General features: G+C 65.5%; 18 protein-coding genes and 1 tRNA gene. 4 read left to right on the plus strand and 15 right to left on the minus strand.

The window, feature by feature from the left end; genetic code table 11:
• Positions 1–10 precede the first annotated feature (10 nt).
• The 7 genes from addA to ahcY all read right to left on the minus strand — a co-directional run bounded on the left by addA (position 11) and on the right by ahcY (position 12632).
• Positions 11–3556, minus strand: coding sequence for a double-strand break repair helicase AddA (gene addA, locus PS060_RS15035; protein ID WP_273984279.1), 3546 nt, complete (start codon positions 3554–3556; stop codon positions 11–13).
• Positions 3553–6591, minus strand: coding sequence for a PD-(D/E)XK nuclease family protein (locus PS060_RS15040; protein WP_273984281.1), 3039 nt, complete (start codon positions 6589–6591; stop codon positions 3553–3555). The genes addA and PS060_RS15040 overlap by 4 nt, the downstream gene beginning before the upstream one ends.
• Positions 6584–7300, minus strand: coding sequence for a nucleotidyltransferase family protein (locus PS060_RS15045; RefSeq protein ID WP_273984282.1), 717 nt, complete (start codon positions 7298–7300; stop codon positions 6584–6586). The genes PS060_RS15040 and PS060_RS15045 overlap by 8 nt, the downstream gene beginning before the upstream one ends.
• On the minus strand, positions 7297–8286 hold the full coding sequence (locus PS060_RS15050; RefSeq protein ID WP_273984283.1) for an aminoglycoside phosphotransferase family protein: 990 nt from the start codon (positions 8284–8286) through the stop codon (positions 7297–7299). Before PS060_RS15050 ends, PS060_RS15045 begins: the two co-directional genes overlap by 4 nt.
• Positions 8283–8738, minus strand: a complete 456-nt coding sequence (tsaE, locus tag PS060_RS15055) for a tRNA (adenosine(37)-N6)-threonylcarbamoyltransferase complex ATPase subunit type 1 TsaE (protein WP_273986938.1) — start codon at positions 8736–8738, stop codon at positions 8283–8285. Before tsaE ends, PS060_RS15050 begins: the two co-directional genes overlap by 4 nt.
• Positions 8739–8743: 5 nt before the next feature.
• Positions 8744–11104 (minus strand): PAS domain-containing sensor histidine kinase, encoded by a 2361-nt coding sequence (locus tag PS060_RS15060; RefSeq protein WP_273984285.1) that lies wholly within the window; start codon positions 11102–11104, stop codon positions 8744–8746.
• 103 nt (positions 11105–11207) lie between these two features.
• Positions 11208–12632 carry an adenosylhomocysteinase gene (gene ahcY / locus PS060_RS15065; RefSeq protein ID WP_273984288.1) on the minus strand — a complete coding sequence of 475 codons (1425 nt, stop codon included), beginning with the start codon at positions 12630–12632 and terminating at the stop codon, positions 11208–11210.
• A 188-nt stretch (positions 12633–12820) separates the two neighbouring features.
• Between ahcY and PS060_RS15070 the strand changes: the two genes are divergently transcribed.
• The gene (locus tag PS060_RS15070; protein WP_273984290.1) at positions 12821–13300 is read left to right on the plus strand and encodes a peroxiredoxin; all 480 of its coding nucleotides are present in this window, start codon (positions 12821–12823) and stop codon (positions 13298–13300) included.
• A gap of 87 nt (positions 13301–13387) precedes the next feature.
• Here PS060_RS15070 and PS060_RS15075 read toward each other — a convergent pair whose 3' ends face one another.
• The 5 genes from PS060_RS15075 to folE form a co-directional block, all read right to left on the minus strand.
• Positions 13388–13846, minus strand: a complete 459-nt coding sequence (locus PS060_RS15075; RefSeq protein ID WP_273984292.1) for a hypothetical protein — start codon at positions 13844–13846, stop codon at positions 13388–13390.
• Complete coding sequence (locus PS060_RS15080; protein ID WP_273984294.1) at positions 13843–14532, minus strand: cytochrome b/b6 domain-containing protein; 690 nt, start codon at positions 14530–14532, stop codon at positions 13843–13845. Before PS060_RS15080 ends, PS060_RS15075 begins: the two co-directional genes overlap by 4 nt.
• A gap of 6 nt (positions 14533–14538) precedes the next feature.
• Positions 14539–15045, minus strand: a complete 507-nt coding sequence (locus PS060_RS15085) for a c-type cytochrome (protein WP_273984295.1) — start codon at positions 15043–15045, stop codon at positions 14539–14541.
• A gap of 138 nt (positions 15046–15183) precedes the next feature.
• Positions 15184–15633: a hypothetical protein gene (locus PS060_RS15090; RefSeq protein ID WP_273984297.1), complete on the minus strand. Its 450-nt coding sequence runs from the start codon at positions 15631–15633 to the stop codon at positions 15184–15186.
• 148 nt (positions 15634–15781) lie between these two features.
• Positions 15782–16408 (minus strand): GTP cyclohydrolase I FolE, encoded by a 627-nt coding sequence (gene folE, locus PS060_RS15095; RefSeq protein ID WP_273984298.1) that lies wholly within the window; start codon positions 16406–16408, stop codon positions 15782–15784.
• Between the two features lie 198 nt (positions 16409–16606).
• Between folE and PS060_RS15100 the strand changes: the two genes are divergently transcribed.
• Positions 16607–16996 carry a metallopeptidase family protein gene (locus PS060_RS15100; protein ID WP_273984300.1) on the plus strand — a complete coding sequence of 130 codons (390 nt, stop codon included), beginning with the start codon at positions 16607–16609 and terminating at the stop codon, positions 16994–16996.
• 242 nt (positions 16997–17238) lie between these two features.
• Here the strand turns inward: PS060_RS15100 and PS060_RS15105 are convergent.
• Together PS060_RS15105 and PS060_RS15110 are read right to left on the minus strand one after the other, a co-directional pair.
• Positions 17239–17315, minus strand: a tRNA-Arg gene (locus PS060_RS15105).
• Between the two features lie 61 nt (positions 17316–17376).
• A complete protein-coding gene (locus PS060_RS15110) occupies positions 17377–17799 on the minus strand; it encodes a (deoxy)nucleoside triphosphate pyrophosphohydrolase (RefSeq protein WP_273984301.1) in 423 nt (140 codons plus the stop codon).
• Between the two features lie 51 nt (positions 17800–17850).
• Between PS060_RS15110 and PS060_RS15115 the strand changes: the two genes are divergently transcribed.
• Both PS060_RS15115 and PS060_RS15120 read left to right on the plus strand, forming a co-directional pair.
• A complete protein-coding gene (locus PS060_RS15115; protein WP_337960224.1) occupies positions 17851–18084 on the plus strand; it encodes a Flp family type IVb pilin in 234 nt (77 codons plus the stop codon).
• 101 nt (positions 18085–18185) lie between these two features.
• On the plus strand, positions 18186–18365 hold the full coding sequence (locus PS060_RS15120) for a Flp family type IVb pilin (RefSeq protein ID WP_273984302.1): 180 nt from the start codon (positions 18186–18188) through the stop codon (positions 18363–18365).
• A gap of 120 nt (positions 18366–18485) precedes the next feature.
• Here the strand turns inward: PS060_RS15120 and PS060_RS15125 are convergent, their stop codons facing one another.
• Entirely contained in the window at positions 18486–19961 is a 1476-nt protein-coding gene (locus PS060_RS15125) for a M48 family metalloprotease (RefSeq protein ID WP_273984304.1), read from the minus strand.
• Positions 19962–20058: the final 97 nt, after the last annotated feature.

Below are 20058 nucleotides of genomic sequence, written 5' to 3' on the forward strand. Positions count from 1 at the left end.
GCCCGGTTCTTCACTCAATATCGGGCAGCGCAAAGGATTGCTGCGCGCCCTGCAACGCGTTCTTGTGCAGCGCGAGGGTTTCGGGCCCGAGGTCATAGAGCACCGGAGCGTGGGTGTAGAGCACGCCCGCGCGCACCTCGCGGCCCGGATAGATCGCCTCCAGTGCGGCGGCATAGGCGGACATCTGCCTGAGCGTGGACGGCGGAATGGCTTCGGCCGAGGCAGGCGGGCGACGGGTGGTCTTGAAATCGACCACGGTGACGCGCGTGTCCTCGATCAGCAGCCTGTCCGCCGTGCCGGCCACCACCACGCCATCGACAGTCGCGGCCAGCGGCACTTCCGCCAGCGCCTGCGGGGAAAAGATTGCTGCAAAATCGGGGTGACCCAGCACCGCCAAAGCCGCGTCCAGCATTTCCGCGCGCGCATCAGGGGCAAGGTCGGCGGCCTGTCGTTCAAGCCAGCGCAATGCGGCATCGGATCGGTCGGCCGGAGCCACATCAGGCAGGCGTTCGAGCAGCGCGTGGATCAGGCTCCCGCGCCGGGCCGCATGGCGCGCGGCATCGGGTGGCAGCGGCGGTTCGGCGCCCGTGTCCTCGCCCGCGCTTGACGGCGCAAGCGGGCGCGGCGGGCGCGGCTCGGGGCCGATCGGGGCGCTTGCCCAGCGAGGCAGATCGGGGCCAGCCGGTTCAGCGGGGTCTGGCGCGGTCTGCTCGTCAAGCGGCTGCGCACGCGCGCCCCATTCCTTCCGCCAGCCCCAGATCGGGTCGTCGACCTGTTCAGCATCGAACAGCGGCGCCAAGCGCGCGTACCAGCTTTCCTCATGCGGTTCGCGCTTCCTGGCTTCTTTCTTGTTCAGCGACCCACCGATGAACAGCGCCTCTTCCGCACGGGTCAAGGCGACATAGAGCAGCCGCCAATGCTCCTGCCGCAGCGCCGCCAGCTTGGCTTGTGCAGCCTCCGCGAGCGGGCCGAGCGTCTGGTCCTTGCCGAGCGGCGGGATCGGCACCAGTCGCGGGCGTTCGGGATCATGGCCCAGCACCCTGTCTTCCAGCGTCAGATCGGCCTTGTCGCCCGGCGCGCCCGTGGCATCGGCGAGAATGACGATGGGTGCCTGCAAGCCTTTCGAGCCATGCACCGTCATCACCCGCACCTGTCCGGCGGCAGAATCGGAATCGCGCTTGAGGTCGCCCGTCCCGGCATCAAACCAGGCGATGAAACCAGCAAGGCTCGGCCAATGGTCGGCTTCATAGGCGAAGGCAGCGTTGAGCAATTCGTCGAGGGGATCATTGGCCTCGCCCCCCAGCCGCTCAACCAGCCGGGCGCGGCCTTGCCACGGGCCGGTCAGCAACCACGCGATCAACGCCTGCGGTGTCTGATAATCGGCGCGGCGCAGCAGCTCGCGCAGCCGCTCGGCTGTCGCGGCGACGGTGTCAGGGGCGTCCTTGCGCTTGAGGTGATCCCACAGCCGCACGCCCTTGTCGCGCGGGACATAGGCAAGGATGTCGTCCTGGCTCCATCCGACGAGTGGCGAGGCGAGCAGATTGGCAAGGCTGAGATCGTCGAGCGGCTGCGCGGCAAACCGGAGCGCTGCCAGCACATCCTTGACGGCCAGCGGCGCGCCCAATCTGAGACGATCCACCCCTGCCACCGGCACACCGCGCGCGTGGAGTTTGGCCACGATCTGCGCGGCCAATTCCTTGCGCTGACGCACCAGCACCATCACATCGCCCGCCTGCGCATGGCGCCGCCTGCCCTTTTCGAGAACGAAGGGCTCTGCGCCGCTGATCCAGTCATGCACCTGGTCAGCGATCTTTTGCGCGAGCAGGGTATCGTGTTTGGGCAGCCAGGTCTGATCGGCATCAGCGTTGCCGGATTCCTCGTCGTCATCGGCGCTATCGCCGTCCCCCTCACCCCCGCTAGGCATGACAGGCGGCCACAGCGTCACCAGACCGGGCCGTTCCGCGCCTTTATGTTCAGGCGGCGGCGTATCGAGCCCGAACTCCGCAAAGCCCAGCGCGTCGATCATCCGGTTGACGAAGGTGAGGACGATGTTGGCCGTGCGATAGGAGTTGCCAAGGTCAAGGTCGCGCCATCCCGGCTCGGCCCGATTGACCCGATTCTGGCGAATGCCTTGCCGCGCGGCCTCGATGCGCGTGTGAATGCGGGTCTTGGCGCGGGCGAAGTTTTCCGGGCTGGTTCCCTGAAAGCCGAAGATCGCCTGCTTGTAATCGCCCACCGTGAAGACCGTGCGCAGCTTCTCCCCGCGCGCGCCCTCGCCGGTGAAGAAATCGTCGATCAGCGCCTCGACGATGTCCCATTGGCTGCGGTTGGTATCCTGCGCCTCATCGATCAGGATGTGATCGAAAGCGCGGTCGAGCTTGTAGCGGATCCAGTCGGCCGCCTCCGAGGTGCCGAGCAGCACCGCGGCCTTGCGGATCAGGTCGGAGAAATCGAGCAGACCTTCGCGCGCCTTGCGTTCCTCCCAGGCCAGCCAGAACGCGCGGCCGACTTCCAGCGCGGAGGTGACAATTTCGGCGCAGGCCAGCATGGCACGGCGGGTTTCGAATTCGTCCAGCGCCTCTGCGATGTCGTCTTGATGACGGAGGAAATCAGGATCGAGCTTGGCTGCGCCATCCATCTTGCGCGGGGTGCCGTCGGCCTTGAGCAGGGTCTTGCGGAATTGCGCCACCGCCACGACCCGATCAGCGAGGCCGAGATTGATCCACTGGCGAATAAAGGCGGCCGTCTCCTGCCCGGTCTTGGCCTTCCAGCCATCAAGTGCCGGAAGGAGCGAAATCAGTATCTCATCCGGAAACAGGTCGGGATCGAGCGGCTCGTTTGCCCATGCCTCGTCCGCATCGGACGGCATATCGAGCGTCTGGCGCACCCGCGCGGCCATTGGCGACTGCCAGCCGCCCGTGCCTTCCCACAAATCATGCGCCTCGGCCGCGCGCATCAGCCACGTGTGCAAGGCAGCCGGATCCTTGCGGGTGGTGAACAGCCTCAACCCATCGAGCACGCGCGCATCCCCGCTGCGTTCGGCGCTTTCGAACAGGTCGGTCAGCACCTCGCGCGCCAGCAACTCCCGGCTGCGATCATCCATGACCTTCGTGCCGGGGGCGAGGTTGGCTTCCTCGGGGAAGTTGCCGATCAGGAATTGGGCAAAGGCGTGGATCGTGTCGATCCTGAGGCCACCGCCCGGGCAATCGAGGACGCTGGCAAACAGGCTGCGAGCGCGCTCGATTGTAGCCTTGCCGATGTCCGCGCCGAGATAGCCAAGCTCCTTCGCCAGCCTCACTTCGTCGAGCCGCACCCAGCGCGCCAGCACCGCATTGATGCGGTTGGCCATTTCGGCAGCGCCGGCCTTGGTGAAGGTGAGGCACAGGATCTGCGACGGGCTGACATCCTCGCGTAGCAGCAGGCGCAGCACGCGCGCGGACAGAACCTGGGTCTTGCCCGTCCCCGCCGAAGCGGAAAGCCACACGTTCTCTTCCGGATCAGCTGCCGGAAGCTGGTTGTCCTGCAAGGGGAAAACGAGGCCGCTCGCGCCGCTCATTGGCTCGCCTCCGGCTCGGTCAAGCGCACCAGCCATTCCTCAAGGCGCATCAGCTGGTCATATTCGTTGTAGCCCTGATAATCGGGGTTCGCGCGCGCGGTGAACGGCTCGCTGCCATTGATGTATTCGTGGATTGCAAAACGGAGCTTGTCGCGGTGATGGGGGAGAAATTCCTCGGGCAGGAGACCCTTCTTGGCCTGCCCCACCTTCATTGGCGTTTCTCGCTTGCCGAAGCTGCCATCGTCCTTTTTGAAGGACCAATATTCGAAGTCGCTCGCCACGCCTTGCACCACCTTGCCGGTTTCCTTGTCGGCAAAGCGGCCGTGCTCGGCAATCAGCCCAAGCAGGCCGAGTTGCAGCGCGAAGCCCGCCTTCACCGCGTCCTTGGTAGGCACCCGGCCGGTCTTGTAGTCCACGATCGCGAGCGTCCCGTCAGCGAGCCGGTCGATCCGGTCGGCGCGGCCCTGCACCTTGACCCCGTCCACCTCCATCTCGCCCGAAATCTCGGTCGCAAGCACGGTGCGGCCTTCCGCCACGGCGGCTTCGAGCCAGCCCTCGAACCGCTCGAGCGCGGCGATCAGGCGTGGTTGCCACAACGCACGGAACAAGGGGTGGACACGCTCGCGATCGAAATAGGCGGCAGCGAAGGGGCCAAGCGGCGTGTCAGCGCCTGCGGCTCTGGCCTTGTGCCACTTGTCGAGGATTGCGTGCACCAGCGTGCCTCGCAGCGCCGGATCGCTGAAGGGGTCAGCGGCAAGCGGCTGCAATTGCCTCAGATCGAGGATCGCCAGCGCGTAGAATTGGTAAGGATCGCCCAGCAGCCGGTCGAGCGCGGTCACCTTGATCGGGACGCGGCGCTGGTCAGGCGATGGCATTGGCTCAGGGCGCGGATAGCTCGGTGCCCGCAGCCTTGCGCGGTCGAGCAGCGGGAGGATCGCCGGGATCGCACGCTCGCGGTGCTCCGTGTCCAGATCATCGCCGAGCAAGGCTTCAACCCGCAGCAGAAAGCGCGACGGCAGGGTCGGCCCCTCGGCATCGCGAAGACTGCGCGATAGCACCACCTGCGGCGCGCCCATAGCGCCGGCAAGATCATGCGCGGCCAGCCCGATCCGGAACTCGGCCCCCGGCACGCCCAGTGCGCGCAGGATCGCGGGCGCCAGCAGCGCGTCTGCGCCGGGCGTTTGCGGCCAGCTGCCTTCGTTAAGCCCGGCGCAGATCACCAGATCAGCCCGGGCCATGCGCGCTTCGAGCAAGCCATAGATCCCGACACGCGGGTGACCGCCATAACCGGGGCGCACGGCGACCGCCTCCATCGCATCGCGCAAGATACCGGCAAGATCAGCTGTCTCGACGACGGTGCCCAGCGCATCGGCGGTGGAGCGAAGTTCCTCAACCATCTGGCCGAGCGCGTGGCCATCCTCGCGCTCCCAAATGGCGAGGCGGGCAAATGCTTCGGCCGATGCCGCGAGCCGCGCAAGCGCCTCGGCAAGTCCAATCTCACGCGGCCAATCGGATAACGCAGCCACCAGCGCCTCGGCTTCAGCCCACCATTCGGCCACCCCGGCCTTTGTCGCAGCATCGCGCAGGGGCTCCATGCCCGGCGCAGGCGCAGGGCCACGCAGCTCGCGGTCGAAGGCGCGCAGGCCGATCAACCATTCCCGCCGCACCGCGCCGTCCCAGCCCCGCACCAAGGGGTGGCCAAAGGCAGCAACAAGGTTCGAGGGATCAGGGCCGTTCGCAGTGATCTCGGCCAGCAGACCGAACAGGCGTCCCGCCGGGGTCAGCGCGAGCGGGCGCCCGGCACTGTCATCGGCAAGGATATTCCAGCGTTCGAGATGCTGACCGACGCGCCGCGCAAGGCCGCGATCGGCGGTGACGACCGCGATGCGCTGTTCGGGCTGCTCCAGCGCCTCACGCACAAGCAAGGCAATGGCTTGCGCCTCCTCCTCGATCGTGGCGCTCGCCATCAGGCGCACGCCATCGAGCCGGCGCTCTTTTGCCCCAAGGCCAATCCACGCGCGGCTCGCCTGCGGGGGCAGGAACAGCGCCGAAATCGCGCGGCTGCGCGCAGGGTCGGCGGCGGCGATCCCCCGGCGGTGCCAGGGCTGCACCTCGGCCCGGTTCACGCCCATGCGATTGAGCAGAAGCTTGAGGTGATATTGCGGGTGGGTGACCGCATCGGCCGCGCCGAAAACCGGGCCGCCCGGCGTGGTCGAGGCACCGGCAAGGCCCAGTTCGTCCCACGCAGGCGCGTCCATCGCAAGGTCAAGATCGGGGAGCACCACAGCGCCCTGCGGCAGTTCGGCAATCACGCGCAGGAGCCGCGCCAGCGCAGGCGCTGCACTGGTCACACCGGCAGCAATGATCGCGTGCGCAGGCGGGCTTTCCTTCCAGCGGCGCGACGCGCGGTCGAAGAGCAGGTTGCGCCGCGTCGCCGCATCGACTTCACCGCGCGCGCCCAGTTCATCGATCCAGCGCGCATTGACCCGCGCAAACAGCCGGATCGAACGCTTCCAGTGCTCGGCAAGCTGGCCCATCTGATCGAGCACCGGCTCGGCCCATAGGTCTTCGGGCGCCTTTTCCTCGACCAGCAGCCGGTCCATGGTTCGCGACATTTCCCGAGCGAGATTGAGCCGCGCGCGTCCGGGCAGGGGCGCCATGCCTTCGGCCTTGCGCTCCTCGGCAATCAGCCGTCCCAGCGTCAGCCAGCGCCACACCGGATCGCAGGCAGGAGGGATGTCGGACGCGCCAAGCGGATCGAGCGCCGCGCCGAGCTTTTCGTCGAGATCAAGATCACCCACCGCGATCATGCGCGGCATCAGCAAGCCGCCCTGGCCGTTCTCGCCAGCGTGGCGGATGAAAGCCTCGGACAGCGTGCGCGCGGCGCGGCTGCTCGGCACCAGCAGGGTCAATCGCGCGAGACCGAAACCCTCTTCGCGGTAACGCGGCACGATCCCGGCGACGAGCGCATCGGCAAAACCGCGATGCGCGGCAATCGAATAGACGAGCGGGCCGGGCTTGCGGGGCTCAGCCACCCGAAAGCGCCTCCTCGGTCGGGCGGATCATCTGCGGGGTACCGACCTCAAACCACAAGCCGGTAAAGCTGATGCCATAGAGCCGCCCCTCCTCCATCGCCCGGTTCCAGAGCAGGTTGGTCGAGAACGGCCCTTGCGGAGCGTCGCGCATCAGACGGTGGCTGACCAGCTGGATGCCGGTGTAGATGAAAGGCGCGATCCGCCCGGCGCGGCGGCGCGAGAGGCGGCCCAGCGGATCCATATGGAAATCGCCCGGCCCATTGAAGTTCATCGCTCTGGCGTGCGGCACGACCAGCAGCAGCGCGTCCATCTCGTCGGGGTTCCAGCGGCGCGAAAGATCGTGGAAGGCGCTCTTGGGCCCATCGAGCCAGATATTGTCGGCGTTAAGCGCGAAGAACGGATCGGGCAGCTTCGGCAAGGCCTTGACCATCCCGCCACCGGTCTCAAGCAGAAGCGCACGCTCGTCCGAGACAGTCACCTGGGGCGCGGCGCGGGCAAGGACATGAGCCTCCAGCGCATCGGCGAGATAGTGGACATTGACCACCGCCCTGGCAATGCCTGCGTCTTTCAGCCGGTCGAGCGCGTGGTCGATCAGCGCCTTGCCCGCGACGCGCACCAGCGGCTTGGGCTGGCTGGCAGTGAGCGGTCGCATCCGCTTGCCGAGCCCGGCGGCCAGGATCATCGCGGTATCGGAGGCAAGCTGGCTCACGCGGGAAAGGCTCCATTGGCAGCGCGCAGCTCTGCAGGAATATTGGCATCGAACCACGCGGCCACCGGGGCGAGCGCGGGGTGCGCGAGATCACGCTCCAGTGCCGCCCAGACACGCGGGATCATCGCAAGATAGCGCGGCTTGCCATCGCGCGCGTTCAGTCGGGTGAAGATGCCCACGATCTTGGCATTCCGCTGCGCGCCCAGTGTCGCATAGTCGGCGAGGAAATCGTGATCTGTCCCGCCAGACGCCGCAGCATAGTGACGCAGCATCGCCGCCTCCAATTCCTCGGAGACATCCCGCCGCGCGTCCTGCAGCAAGGAGACGAGATCATAGGCCGGGTGGCCCACCAGCGCATCCTGAAAGTCGATCAGCCCTTGCGGCGCGCCCGGCCGGCCGCCGAGCAGCATGATGTTTTCTGCATGGTAGTCTCGCAACACCGTCACGCCGGGGTTTTGACGTGCAAGCACCGGGGCCAACACCTGTTCCCACGCCGCTGCATGGCCATCGACATCGACGTCAAGCCCATGTGCCGGGCAATACCATTCGGTCAGCAGCGCCACCTCTCGCGCATAAACCGCCATATCGTAGGGCGCGAACGGCCCCGGCGGCAGACGGTGGAGCGCGGCGAGCGCATCAACCGCCGCGTCATAGGCAGCGCGCTCCTCGCCCGGATGGAGATCGAGCCAGTCGCGCATCCGGTCATTGCCGAAATCCTCGGTCAGCACCCAGCCAGCAGAGGCATCTTCGGCGAGAATCGCAGGGCCGCGCATCCCGTTGTCGTTCAGCCAGTGCGCGACATGGAGGAAGGGTGCGGGGTCTTCATGCGGCGGCGGGGCGTGCATCAGCATCGCCGTTGCGCCGCTCGCCTGCGTCAGGCGGAAATAGCGGCGGAACGAGGCATCGCCCGGCAGCGGGGCGACTTCGGCCTCGCCCCATCCGGCGGTTTCGACAAATGCGGCAAGACCTTCAGGCAGTTCGCTCATGGCATCCGCCCTACCCAATCCTGGCCTGCGCGGGCAATCGCAATCCGCCCGCCTTCCCCGCTTTCTCCGACCAGGGCGAGATGGATCGCAAGGCACCCCGGCTCATGCCCGAAGCCGCCGGCATGATCGGGCCATTCCGCCAGCAGCACCGCACCTTCGCGATAATCATCAAGCCCGATCTCGGCGAGTTCGGACGGGTCGTCCAGACGGTAGAAGTCGGCATGAATGACGGCGAGCCGCAAAGGCGGCGAATCATACGTCTCGATAATGGTGAAGGTGGGTGAAGGCACTTCCCCGGCATGGCCGAGGCTGGCGAGAATCGCGCGGGCGAGCGTGGTCTTGCCCGCACCGAGTCCGCCTTCGAGAGCCACCACATCCCCGCTGCGCAGCTGCTGTGCAATGCGCGCGCCATAGGCTGCCATCGCGGTCAGATCGGGCAGGTTTTCGCGCAGCTCGATCACGGCAGACGGATGATCGCAGTGGTGCCCGCGCCCTTGCGGCTTGTCATTTCGAGCGTGCCGTCATGCGCCTCGATCAACTGGCGGGCCAGCGGTATGCCAAGGCCTGTGCGCTTTTCCGGAGGTGCGTCCTTGTCGGGCTTCAACCCGCCCAGCGCACGCGCCAGCTCCTGCGAGGTCATGCCGCGGCCATTGTCGGCAATCCCGATCTCGACCGTCCAGCCTGCATCGACCGGCGGCTTTCGGATCTCGATCACGATCCGCCCGTCCTCTGGCGTTCCCGCGATGGCATTGTCGAGCAGATTGCCGATCGCCCGGCCCATCTGGCGCGGGTCGGCCTCGATGATCCGGCCACGCCGTCCCTTGAGATCAAGGCTGAGCCCGGCAGCGATGATCGCCTGTTCACGCTCGCGCACCAGCGTGGTGAGGAAGTCGAGCACGTCGACCCGCTCCTTGCGGATCGGCAGCAGCCCCGCTTCGGACTGTGACAGGTCGAGGACGTTCTCGACCTGCTCGGTCAGGCGTTCGACCGCGGCGAGGATCGCATCGACATATTCGCCCGCCGCCTCAGGGTCAGCCGCCACGCCGCTCTTCAGCAGTTCAGCATAGCCGCCGATGGTGGTGAGCGGCGTGCGGAATTCGTAGCTCATGTTGGCGAGGAACTTGGCCTTGACGGCGTCGGCCTCCTCCAATGCCTCGGCGCGCTCGCGCAGGGCCTGCTCGGCCTTTTGTGAGGCGGTGATGTCGAGCACTGTCAGCAGGCCATTGCCGTCGGGCAGCGGAATCCCGGCAAAGCGCAGGGTGCGCCCGTCGGCGAGCTCCACCTTGCCCTCTTTCTCGCGCCGGTCGAGCGTTGCCGCGCGCACCGCCGCGCCGATCAGGCTCGCCTCTTCCGGATGCACCAGATTGCGCCCGATCGCGCCGAGCAGTTCGTCAGCGCTGGGATGCTGATCGAGCAATTCGGGCGAGAGCCCCCAGGTGCCTGCAAAGCTGCGGTTCCACAACTGCACCGAACCATCGGGGGCAAAGATCGCCAGCGCCTCGAACAGACTATCGAGCGTCGCTGTCCGGGTGCGCAGCAAGGTGTCGCGCACGGCGGAGAGCGCGAGGCTTTCGGTGCGGTCTTCGGTGATCAGCACCAACCCGCCATCCGGCATGGGCTGCGCAACGACCCGCAGATGCGTGCCGCCCGGAAGCGGCCAAGCCTCCTCCATGCTCTCGCGCATCCCGAACCAGCCGGTGCGTTCCCGCCGCCATTCGGGAAAGTCGCGCACTTCGGGGGTGCGGCCACGCTCGCGCGCTTCGGCGAGGAATCGTTCGAACGGCGTGTGCGCCTCGACGGCATCGTCGGTCAGGCTGAACAGGCGGCGGAACGGACGGTTGGCGAAGGTCAGCCGCTCCTCGGCATCGAACAGCGCGACACCGACCGAAAGCTGGTCGAGCAGCGCGCGCTGCGCATCACGAAACGCGCGGAAGTCACGCGCGACCTGCTGTTGCTCCTCGATGTCGATGGCATAGCCCGCCACGCCCTCCTGCCCGAGCGGCAGATCGGAGACACGCAGCGTGCGGCGCGCGCCGTGGATGGTGGCGGCCACGATGCGCTCGGACTTGTCCTGGGATTGCAGACTGGTGCGGGCGATGTCGGCCGGGGAACGGCCCTCTTCCGGCTCGAGCAGCTCGATCTGTCCCTGCACCACTTCGGCCGCACTCATCGCACCCACCGCGTCGACATAGGCCTGATTGACCAGCTGGAGCCTCAAATCGGCATCGCGGAACCACATCGGCATCGGTGCGGCCTCGATCAATCCGACGAGCGCGGCGAAATCACCCGTGGCACGCGCAGCAGCCGCCCGCAGGCGGGCCATTTCGCTATGGCTTTCGGTGAAATCGAACACCCACACCAGCGCAGCGCCGCCGGGCGAGACCTGCGGATCGGCGAGCGTCCCATAAAGCGCAAGCGAGCGTTGCGAGTTCGGCAGATTGATCGCCATGCGGAAGGGCGCGGCGCTCTTCTGCGTGGCCTGGATCTTGGCCCACAGCTGATCAAGCTGCGCCTGCGCCAGACCGCCGGCTTTGGGATTGCCCGGCGCCGCAGCGAGTTCCGAGAGGTATTTGGGCATCCCGGCCAGCCCCAGCATCCGCGCGAGCCGGTCTGGCGCTTCGATCCGCCCGTCGACCCGCACCAGCAACGGCAGCGCCGGGGCGACATCGAGCAGGGTTTGCATCCGCTTGAGACTGGTGCGCATCGCCTTGGCACGGCGGGCACTGCGGTTGGCGCGCAGCACAACCAGCGCCGCTCCAACCGCCCATGCGGCCAGAACGAGCGCGATCAGCACCAGTGAAAGGGGCGAGAGATCCATCGCTCAACCGCTATGCGCGCAGACGCGGGAGTGCAACGGCGGATGCGTCCGCCCGCCGCCTGCCCCGCGATTATTCGGGGCAGGAGCGGGCAAATCGCAAGACTTAGTAGCGGTAGTGGTCCGGCTTGAACGGGCCGGCCTGCGGCACGCCGATGTAGCTCGCCTGCTTGTCCGAAAGCTGGGTCAGCTTGACGCCCAGCTTTTCGAGGTGGAGCGCGGCGACCTTTTCATCAAGGTGCTTGGGCAGAACGTAGACGTCGTTCTCGTATTCGTCCGACTTGGTGAACAGTTCGATCTGGGCGAGCGTCTGGTTGGTGAAGCTCGCGCTCATCACGAAGCTCGGGTGGCCGGTGGCGCAGCCGAGGTTCACGAGGCGGCCCTTGGCGAGCACGATGATCGACTTGCCATCGGGGAAGGTGACAAGGTCGGTGCCTTCCTTGATTTCCTTCCACTCGTAGTTGGAAAGCGCGGCGATCTGGATCTCGCTGTCGAAGTGGCCGATGTTGCAGACGATCGCCATCGGCTTCATCGCCTGCATGTGCGCGGCGGTGATGACGTCTTCGTTGCCGGTGGCGGTGACAAAGATGTCGGCGCGCTTCACCGCGTCTTCCATGGTGACGACTTCGAAGCCGTCCATCGCGGCCTGAAGGGCGCAGATCGGGTCAATCTCGGTGACCATCACGCGGGCACCGCCGTCACGCAGGCTCGCGGCCGAGCCCTTTCCGACATCGCCGTAACCGGCAACGCAGGCGACCTTGCCGGCGAGCATCACGTCGGTCGCGCGGCGGATCGCGTCGACCAGCGATTCCTTGCAGCCGTAGAGGTTGTCGAACTTCGACTTGGTGACCGAATCGTTCACGTTGATCGCCGGGAACGGGAGCTTGCCCTGCTTGGCGATCTGGTAGAGGCGCATCACGCCCGTGGTGGTCTCTTCCGAAACGCCCTTGATCGCCTTCACCGTCTTGGTGAGGTAGCCCGGCTTGGCGGCGACGAAGGCCTTGAGCGCGCGCTGGAACTCGATTTCCTCGGCGTTGGTCGGCTCGCCCATTTCCTCGCCCGCTTCAAGGCGTGCGCCCCACAGCGCGAACATGGTGGCGTCACCACCATCGTCGAGGATCATGTTGCAGGTGAGATCGGGATCGGCTTCCGAGGCCCAATCGAAGATGCGGCCGACATAGTCCCAATATTCGGCGAGGGTTTCACCCTTGATCGCGAAGACGGGGATGCCGCGCGCGGCGATCGCGGCGGCGGCGTGGTCTTGCGTGGAGAAGATGTTGCAGGTCGCCCAGCGCACTTCCGCGCCCAGCGCCACCAGCGTCTCGATCAGCACCGCGGTCTGGATCGTCATGTGCAGCGAGCCGGTGATGCGCGCGCCCTTCAGGGGCTGGGCCGCGCCATATTCTTCGCGCAGCGCCATCAGTCCGGGCATTTCGGTTTCCGCGATCATGATCTCGTCGCGGCCGAAGGGGGCGAGCGCGATGTCCTTGATGACATATTCGTGGGTCGGGGCAGCAGCGAGGGTGGCCATCTTTTCTATCTCCTGAGCACAGAAACGCACACGCGGGGGCGCATGGTCTGTCTATTGCCCGCTGCCCCTAGCCGCACACGCGGCGAGAGGCAAATATAAACTTATCTTTATATGTCTATTTGTTGCCCGCCCGCCGCGCGCAGGCTAGAGAGCGCGCCACACCCCGCATACAAGAGGATGCACACACCATGACCATTTCCGTTGGCGACAAGATCCCCGAAGTCACGCTGATCAAGGCCACCGCCGAGGGCCCGCAGCCGGTCAAGTCGTCCGACTACTTCGCTGGCAAGAAGGTCGCGCTGTTCAGCGTGCCCGGCGCTTTCACCCCGACCTGCTCGGCGCGCCACCTGCCGGGCTTCGTTGAAAAGGCAGAGGAGCTGAAGGCCAAGGGTGTCGACGAGATCGTCGGCACCGCCGTCAACGACGCCTTCGTGATGGGCGCGTGGAACAAGGCCGCCGGCAGCGATGCCATCACCATGCTGGCGGACGGCAATGCCGAATTCGTCGAGGCAATCGGCCTCACCATGGACGGCTCGGGCTTTGGTCTGGGCAAGCGCGGCCAGCGCTTCTCGATGGTGATCAACGACGGCGTCGTGGAACAGCTGAACGTCGAAGAGCCCGGCGATTTCAAGGTGTCGAGCGCGGAGCACATGCTCGGCCAGCTCTAAGGCTCTTGCCATAGGCACAATGGAAGGGGCGCCTCCCGCAGCGGGGGCGCCCCTTTTCGTTGGAGCCGACATGGACCGCGAACCGGGTCAGTCGCAATTATACGGCTTCCCATCGACGTACTCGCCGCACACGGCAAATAGATACAATTCGCCAGGCGCACCGATCACGGTCTTGTCCCTGTGCAATGTGTGACTGACAGCCGGCTTGAAGGTGCGGCCCCCGTCATAGCGGTTGTCGTGCAGCGTGCCGATGGTGAACCGGCTGATCGCAAAGCCGCCGATGTCCGGCGTGTAGACAACCTCCCGGCCATCGGCGCTGATCCACTTGTATTCATAGATCGTGTAGACCTCGCCATCTTCAGAGCGACGGTCGGACACCCGGTGGAAACTTCGGCAGGGCTCGGGTTCTTCGAGGCCGTCAGCCGGGAAAATGCATTTCTGCGGGAATTCTTCCCGCCAGGTTTCGTCATCGGCACCGGCAGGCCCGCTGAGCAGACAAGCTAACAGCGACAAGGCCTTGATCTGCCGCGGCCAGCGTCGGGTCATGTCAGTGGCGGCGCGCCAAAGGTGACCCACAGCGCCAGTCCGGCGGCGAGCGCCACCGCGAGAAGTCCCCTGCCCCATGGCATCGCACCGATCCCCTCAACCCCGGCCATCGGCGGGCGCGATCCGCCGACCATCGGGCTGAGCAGATCATCGCCCTTCACCGCATAGAAGGTGATCGCCGCCAGATGCAGGCCGACAAGACCCGCCACCACCCAGAAGAACGTCTCGTGCACTTCGGTGATGGTGTCCGCCAGCGCCACGCCGACCAGACTGTTGAGCGGCCCGGTCATCCCGTCATAGGGATCGCCCGCAAACAGCCCGAGGCTGACCTGCACCAGCATCGCCCCGATCAAAGCGATGGTGCTCCACCCGCCCAGCGGCGAGTGGCCGATGGCAGGCCCGGCGCTCCGGTCGCCCCTGAGATAGGCGAGCACCGCCCCCGGCCCCTTCACGAATTGCGAAAAGCGCGCCGTCTCCGGCCCGAGGAAGCCCCACAGCACCCGGAACGCCAGCACCCCGAGCAGCACCAGCCCCAACCGCTTGTGCAGCGCCCACTTGGAGTTCTCCGCTGTCCACCACATGGCAGGGATCAGCAGCGGAAAGCTCCAGTGAGTGAGGCGCAGCAAGGGGTCCCACACGCTGACGTCGCGCGGGCGCGCGGTTGCGGCCTCGGCCGGATCGGTCATGCGCGGTTACTTCTTGTCGTCGAGCCGGAACTGGTCGTGGCAGCCCTTGCACGCCCCGCCCATCGCCATCGCTTGGGCGCCGACGGCGGCCTTGTCACCGCCTGCGGCAAGAGTGGCGAGCTTGGCGCTTTCGTCGACCAGCTTGGTCGCGGCAGCCTTGAACTCCTCGGGCTTCTCCCAGATCGCGGGAAGCGCTTCGGTCTTGAAGCCGTCAGCCGTGCTGGTGCCGGCAGGGAAATGGGTCTCGATCTTCATCGCGCGGGCGTTGATGTCATTCGCCTTGGCCGCAATCAGTGTGAAATCGGGCGCGTCCTTCTCCAGCTCGCCGCGCACTGCCTTGAAGGCATCGCCGATCTCTTCGAAATTGTCGTGCCGTTCCTTGATCACCGGCGGCGCTTCGCCTGCGGGCTTGGCGGCTTCAGCGCCGTCGCTGGCGGCTTCGCCCGAACAGGCGGCCAGCGTCCCGGCCAGAGCGGCAGCGACAAGGAAGCGGTGGGCGGACGTGCGCAGCATCGGGAAACTCCTTCGATAGGCCAACAGGCTGATCCCACTGCCAAGCTATGCCGGTTTCCTGCTGATCGCAAACACCAAAACGGGGCGCTCCAGCGAAGGAACGCCCCGTCCGTTTGCGACCTTGCGGGGAAGCGGGTGTCAGCCGTCGCGGCCGGTGCGTGCGGCGCTTTCAGCTTCGGCGAGGATCGCGGCACGATCCTGTTCGACCAGCGCGAGCATCGCGCTGCGCATCCGTTCGCTGCGCGTGTCGACCAGCGCCTCGATTGCCTTGGCGCTGGTTTCGCACCAGCCGGGGCGCGATCCGCTAGCGACATCTTCGCTCGTCAGGCTGCGGTGCGAACGCAAGGTCTCACCGACCTTGGCCACACGCTCGACATTGAGCGTCGCGCTCCAGCGGCAGGCCAGCGTGCTGGGCCGACCGGCGGCACCGGCGGTGCCGACCTGCGTGGTCTCGATCGTCACCGTGCCTTTGTAATCGGCCGCAATCGGGCCGGCTGCGTGGTCGATCACTACCTCATGTTCGAGCGCCGCTGCGGGGGCAGCGAGGCAGGCTCCGAGCGCCAGACCGGCGAGAGCAAGCTTCTTCATGATGGTCTCTCCTGCATCATCCCGGCCTTTATGACCGTGGATGATGAGAACCTAGCAGCGGCGATGCGATTCGCAAAGCTGGAGGTGATGCAAAAGAAACACACGCAAGTGCAGAAGTATTATCTTCCAATATTCATAAAATAGAAGATTAGTAGCCCATCAGGCTCATGACTTCCTTGCGACTACGGTCGTCTTCAAGAAAGCAGCCAAGAATACGGCTGGTAATCATGCCGACACCCGGTGTTTTCACGCCGCGGCCGGTCATGCAGCCGTGCTGTGCTTCGATCACCACGGCCACGCCGTGCGGATCGAGGTGATCCCAGATGCACTGCGCGACCTCGGCGGTGAGCCGCTCCTGGATCTGGAGGCGCTGCGCATAGCCGTGGAGCACGCGGGCGAGCTTGGAAATGCCCACCACCTTGTTGCGCGGCAGATAGGCGATGGCCGCCTTGCCGGTGATCGGCGCCATGTGGTGCTCGCAATGCGACTGGAACGGGATGTCCTTCAGCAGCACGATCTCGTCATAGCCACCGACCTCGGTGAACTGCCGGGTGAGGTGGATGGCCGGATCTTCCCGGTATCCTTCGCAATATTCAAGCCAGGCCCGGCCGACCCGCTTGGGCGTATCGAGCAGGCCTTCGCGCGAGGGATCATCACCTGCCCAGGCGATCAGGGTGCGAATCGCGTCCTGCACGTGTTCGGGCACCTCGGGCTTGCCGAGGGGGTTCTCAGGATCGAATTCATCGTCGTGATCATGGGCGGAAACGTAGTTCATGGCCTTATGTCTTTCTTCATTCATCGGCTCGCACGAGCCCCCTCACCGGTCGATCCCGCGACACGTTAACCCTCAACCGTCTCGGGCGTTCCAAGAAGTTACGCCGATTGCAACGGTTGGATGCAATTCCCATCTTAAGCAGATGTAGGACGAAATCCCGGCAATGCATCCCCTGCCGCAGCCCAAAGGAGCGTTATTGTGCGCGCCCCCACGCCTGAGGAATTCGAATCCGCCGCCCACCGCGTGCTGGCCCGGCTGCCTGCCCCGTTTCGGCGCGAGCTGGAAGGCGTGGTTCTGCGGGTCGAGGAATTCGCCGCCGCCGAGCAGCTCGTCGCGCTCGGGATCGAAGACCCCTATGAGCTGACCGGGCTTTATGAAGGCGTCGCCCTCACGGAACGCTCGCAATGGGATAGCGATGTGATGCCCCCGGTCATCACCCTGTTCCGCCAGCCGCTGCTTGCCGAGATGGAGGAAACCGGGGTCGGCTTTGCCGAGCTGGTGCGCCATGTGGTGATCCACGAGGCGGGACACCATTTCGGCCTGTCGGATGATGATATGCACGCGCTTGAGGACGCGGCGGAGGACTGAAGGCGGATTGGCGGGGCGGGACTGCCGCACTCGCTCCCCTCGCGATCCGAACCTCTCATGATCCGGCATTAAAAAAGCCGGCCCCGAGGGACCAGCTTTTTTAATGGCGCACCCGAAAGGATTACTCCGCCGCTGCGCGGCTCCGTCATCTCCGCGCCTTCGGCGCTCCGATTCCGAACGGGTTGGAACCTCTCATGATCCGGCATTAAAAAAGCCGGCCCCGATGGGACCGGCTTTTTTAATGGCGCACCCGAAAGGATTCGAACCTCTGACCCCCAGATTCGTAGTCTGGTGCTCTATCCAGCTGAGCTACGGGTGCGCGCTGAGGGGCGCCATCTAGGGGGGTCGGCCCGGCTTGGCAAGGGGCTTTGTTGCACCCGTCAGTAATTTTCAAACAGACGCCGCGCCAGCACGATGTCGAGCGGTGGCTTGGGCAGCGCGAGGGCTTCGGCCGGCGTAAACCAGCCGATTGCGCCGCCCTCAAGCGCGCGCGGCGTGTCCTGCCATTGCCGCAACGTGTAAAGCAGAATGACAAGCCCCCTGCCCCCGCTTTCGGAAGCTCCGGCACCCGGATCTTCGGCAAATCCTTGCGGCACGCAATCGGCCGCCAGGGCGTGAATCCCAAGCTCCTCTGCCAGTTCCCGCACCAGCGTTTCTGCTGGCATTTCAGTTGGTTCGACCTTTCCGCCCGGGAATTCCCACAGGCCGGCGTGATGCTTTCCTTCCGGTCGCCGATGCATCAGCCAGCGTCCATCCGCGCGCTGCATGGCCGCAGCGACCACTGCCAGAAATCCCCGTGTCATGTCGGTATTCTTTCCAGGTTCGCGCCCGCCATCAACCAATTCTTAAGATTCATGGCCGATTCTATGGCGGTCAAGACGACAACGCATCAATCTTTGGGGGGCATGGTGGCCAGTTTTCTGAACAGACTCCGTCATGACACCTCTGGTGCCACGGCCGTGGAATACGGCCTCGTCGTCGCCTTGATTACTATCGCCATGATCAGTGCACTTTGGGGTGTTGCTGAGGAATCGACGCGCATGTGGAGTGAAGTTGAATCACGTACTGTCGAGGCGATAGAAAATTGACCACAGTTAGGGTTTTCGAAAGAAATACGCCCTAATCCAACAATTGTCCGAACCGAAGCGGGGATGGGCAGGAATACAGAAGACCAACCAGGAGACCGACCATGAAGTTCATCAACAAGCTGATCCGCGACGAGCAGGGTGCAACCGCCATCGAGTACGGCCTGATCGCCGCTCTGATCGCCGTCGCCGCGATCACCGCCATGACCACCCTCGGTGAAACCCTCGAGGAAACCTTCAACGAAGTCGACAGCGAAATGCAGGCCGGCATCGACCAGAACTAAGTTCTGGCGAAGACGAAAAACGGAAACGGCGGGGAGCAATCCCCGCCGTTTTTGTTTGTGTGGTGTATTCCTTTACATTGCCACCTGCGATGAGGCGGGCGGTCAGCGCAATCAGAACGACTACCGCGCCCGCACCACCAGCTTCACCTTCTGACCCGGCGTGACAGTGTCGGCACTTCCCAGCGCGTTGAGCACCCGGAAGCGCTCTTCCTGCGCGGCCGGATAGGCCATCCGCCGCGCAAGGCTCGCTACGGTGTCGGTGCGGCTGACAGTCACCACCTGGATCTTCTTCGGCACGACCGCCGCCGCCTCGGCCGCAGTGATTCGCCGCATCGACTGGAACATTCCGTTGAAGGTCGAAGCCCGGCCCGCAGGCGCGATGGCGACGAAGTGGAACGCCTGATCGCGCGCGAATTCATAGGCGAAGACCACCAGATCAACCTGCGAATTGCCATTATTGACCCGCGCCGTCCCGTAAACCGCCGGAAGGCCGTTCACCGTGGTGCGTTGCAACTGTGCCGGGGCCAGATTGCTGTTCTGCCCGCCGACTGCGGTAAACTGCTGACGCACATAGGTTTCGAGATTGCCGGCATAGGCCGCCGTGGTCATCTGCGCCTGCCCGCCCTGCCCCTGGATACTGACGGCGCGAGTGCCATTGACCATGTAGAAGCCCTGCGGCGCAGTGAAGGCGAGCTTCAAGTCGGGATGGATGAAGGTGCTGCCTTCGATCATCCCCTGCGCCGGGTCGTCGCCGTAAAGCAGCCCGTCGATTCGGGCGAGGAAGGTGTCGCGATTCGTGACACCGCCGAGGCCTGCCGCATCCGCCTTTGTGCGCGCGCTTTGCACCCGGCTTGCCGGGTCGGGGTGGGTCGAGGCCCATTCGGGCACGCTGGCATTGCGCCCGGCAAGCCGCGCGTCGAGCGCATTCTGCGCCGCCAGGCTCGCCAGCACGGTCGACATCGCCCGCCGGTCATACCCCGCCTTGCCCAGATACTGGATGCCGAGATCGTCCGCCTCCAGTTCCTGCTGGCGCGAGAATCGCAGCGTCAGCAGCTGCGAGCCTTCGAGAAAGGTGCGCGAAAGGGTCTGCCCGATCTGCGAATCGCCAAGGAGTATCCCCGACAGGATCGCCAAGCCCCCGCCCAGCAGCGTATTCTTCTGCGCTGCCTGCTGGCGCCGCTGCGAATGGCGCGCGGCGACATGGCCGACTTCATGGCCCAGCACGCCGGCCAGCTCCGCCTCGTTGTTCATCAGCGTGACCAGCTGGCGGGTGGTGTAGATATACCCGCCCGGCACCGCGAAGGCATTGTGCACCGGCGAGTTGAGCAGGCTCACGGTAAAGCTCTCGCGCGCATTGCCGAGGCCCGATTGCACCGCGATATTCTTGCCCACCTGTTCGACATAGGCCGCGTGAGGCCCGCTCATCGCGCCGCCGAATTCGGCAAGGAATTGCGGGTGATACTGCGCGCCCTGCTGGGCCTCGGCAGGGGTGATCGGGCTTGAGGCCGAGGGCACGGCGCCCCCTGCGCCCATGCATCCGGCGAGCGCCACAGGGGCCATGCCGCACAAGAGCAGCTTGCGTGAAATTCGGGCCATGATCGGCGTCTCCCGCTATCGTTCTGTGCCGTCAGCCTATCGGCAAACGGCGGCGGGGCAAAGCCTTGGCAAACGAAAGCTTAACGCCGGATGGCGC

Source organism: Erythrobacter sp. BLCC-B19, assembly GCF_028621955.1.
Taxonomy (GTDB): Bacteria; Pseudomonadota; Alphaproteobacteria; order Sphingomonadales; family Sphingomonadaceae; genus Erythrobacter.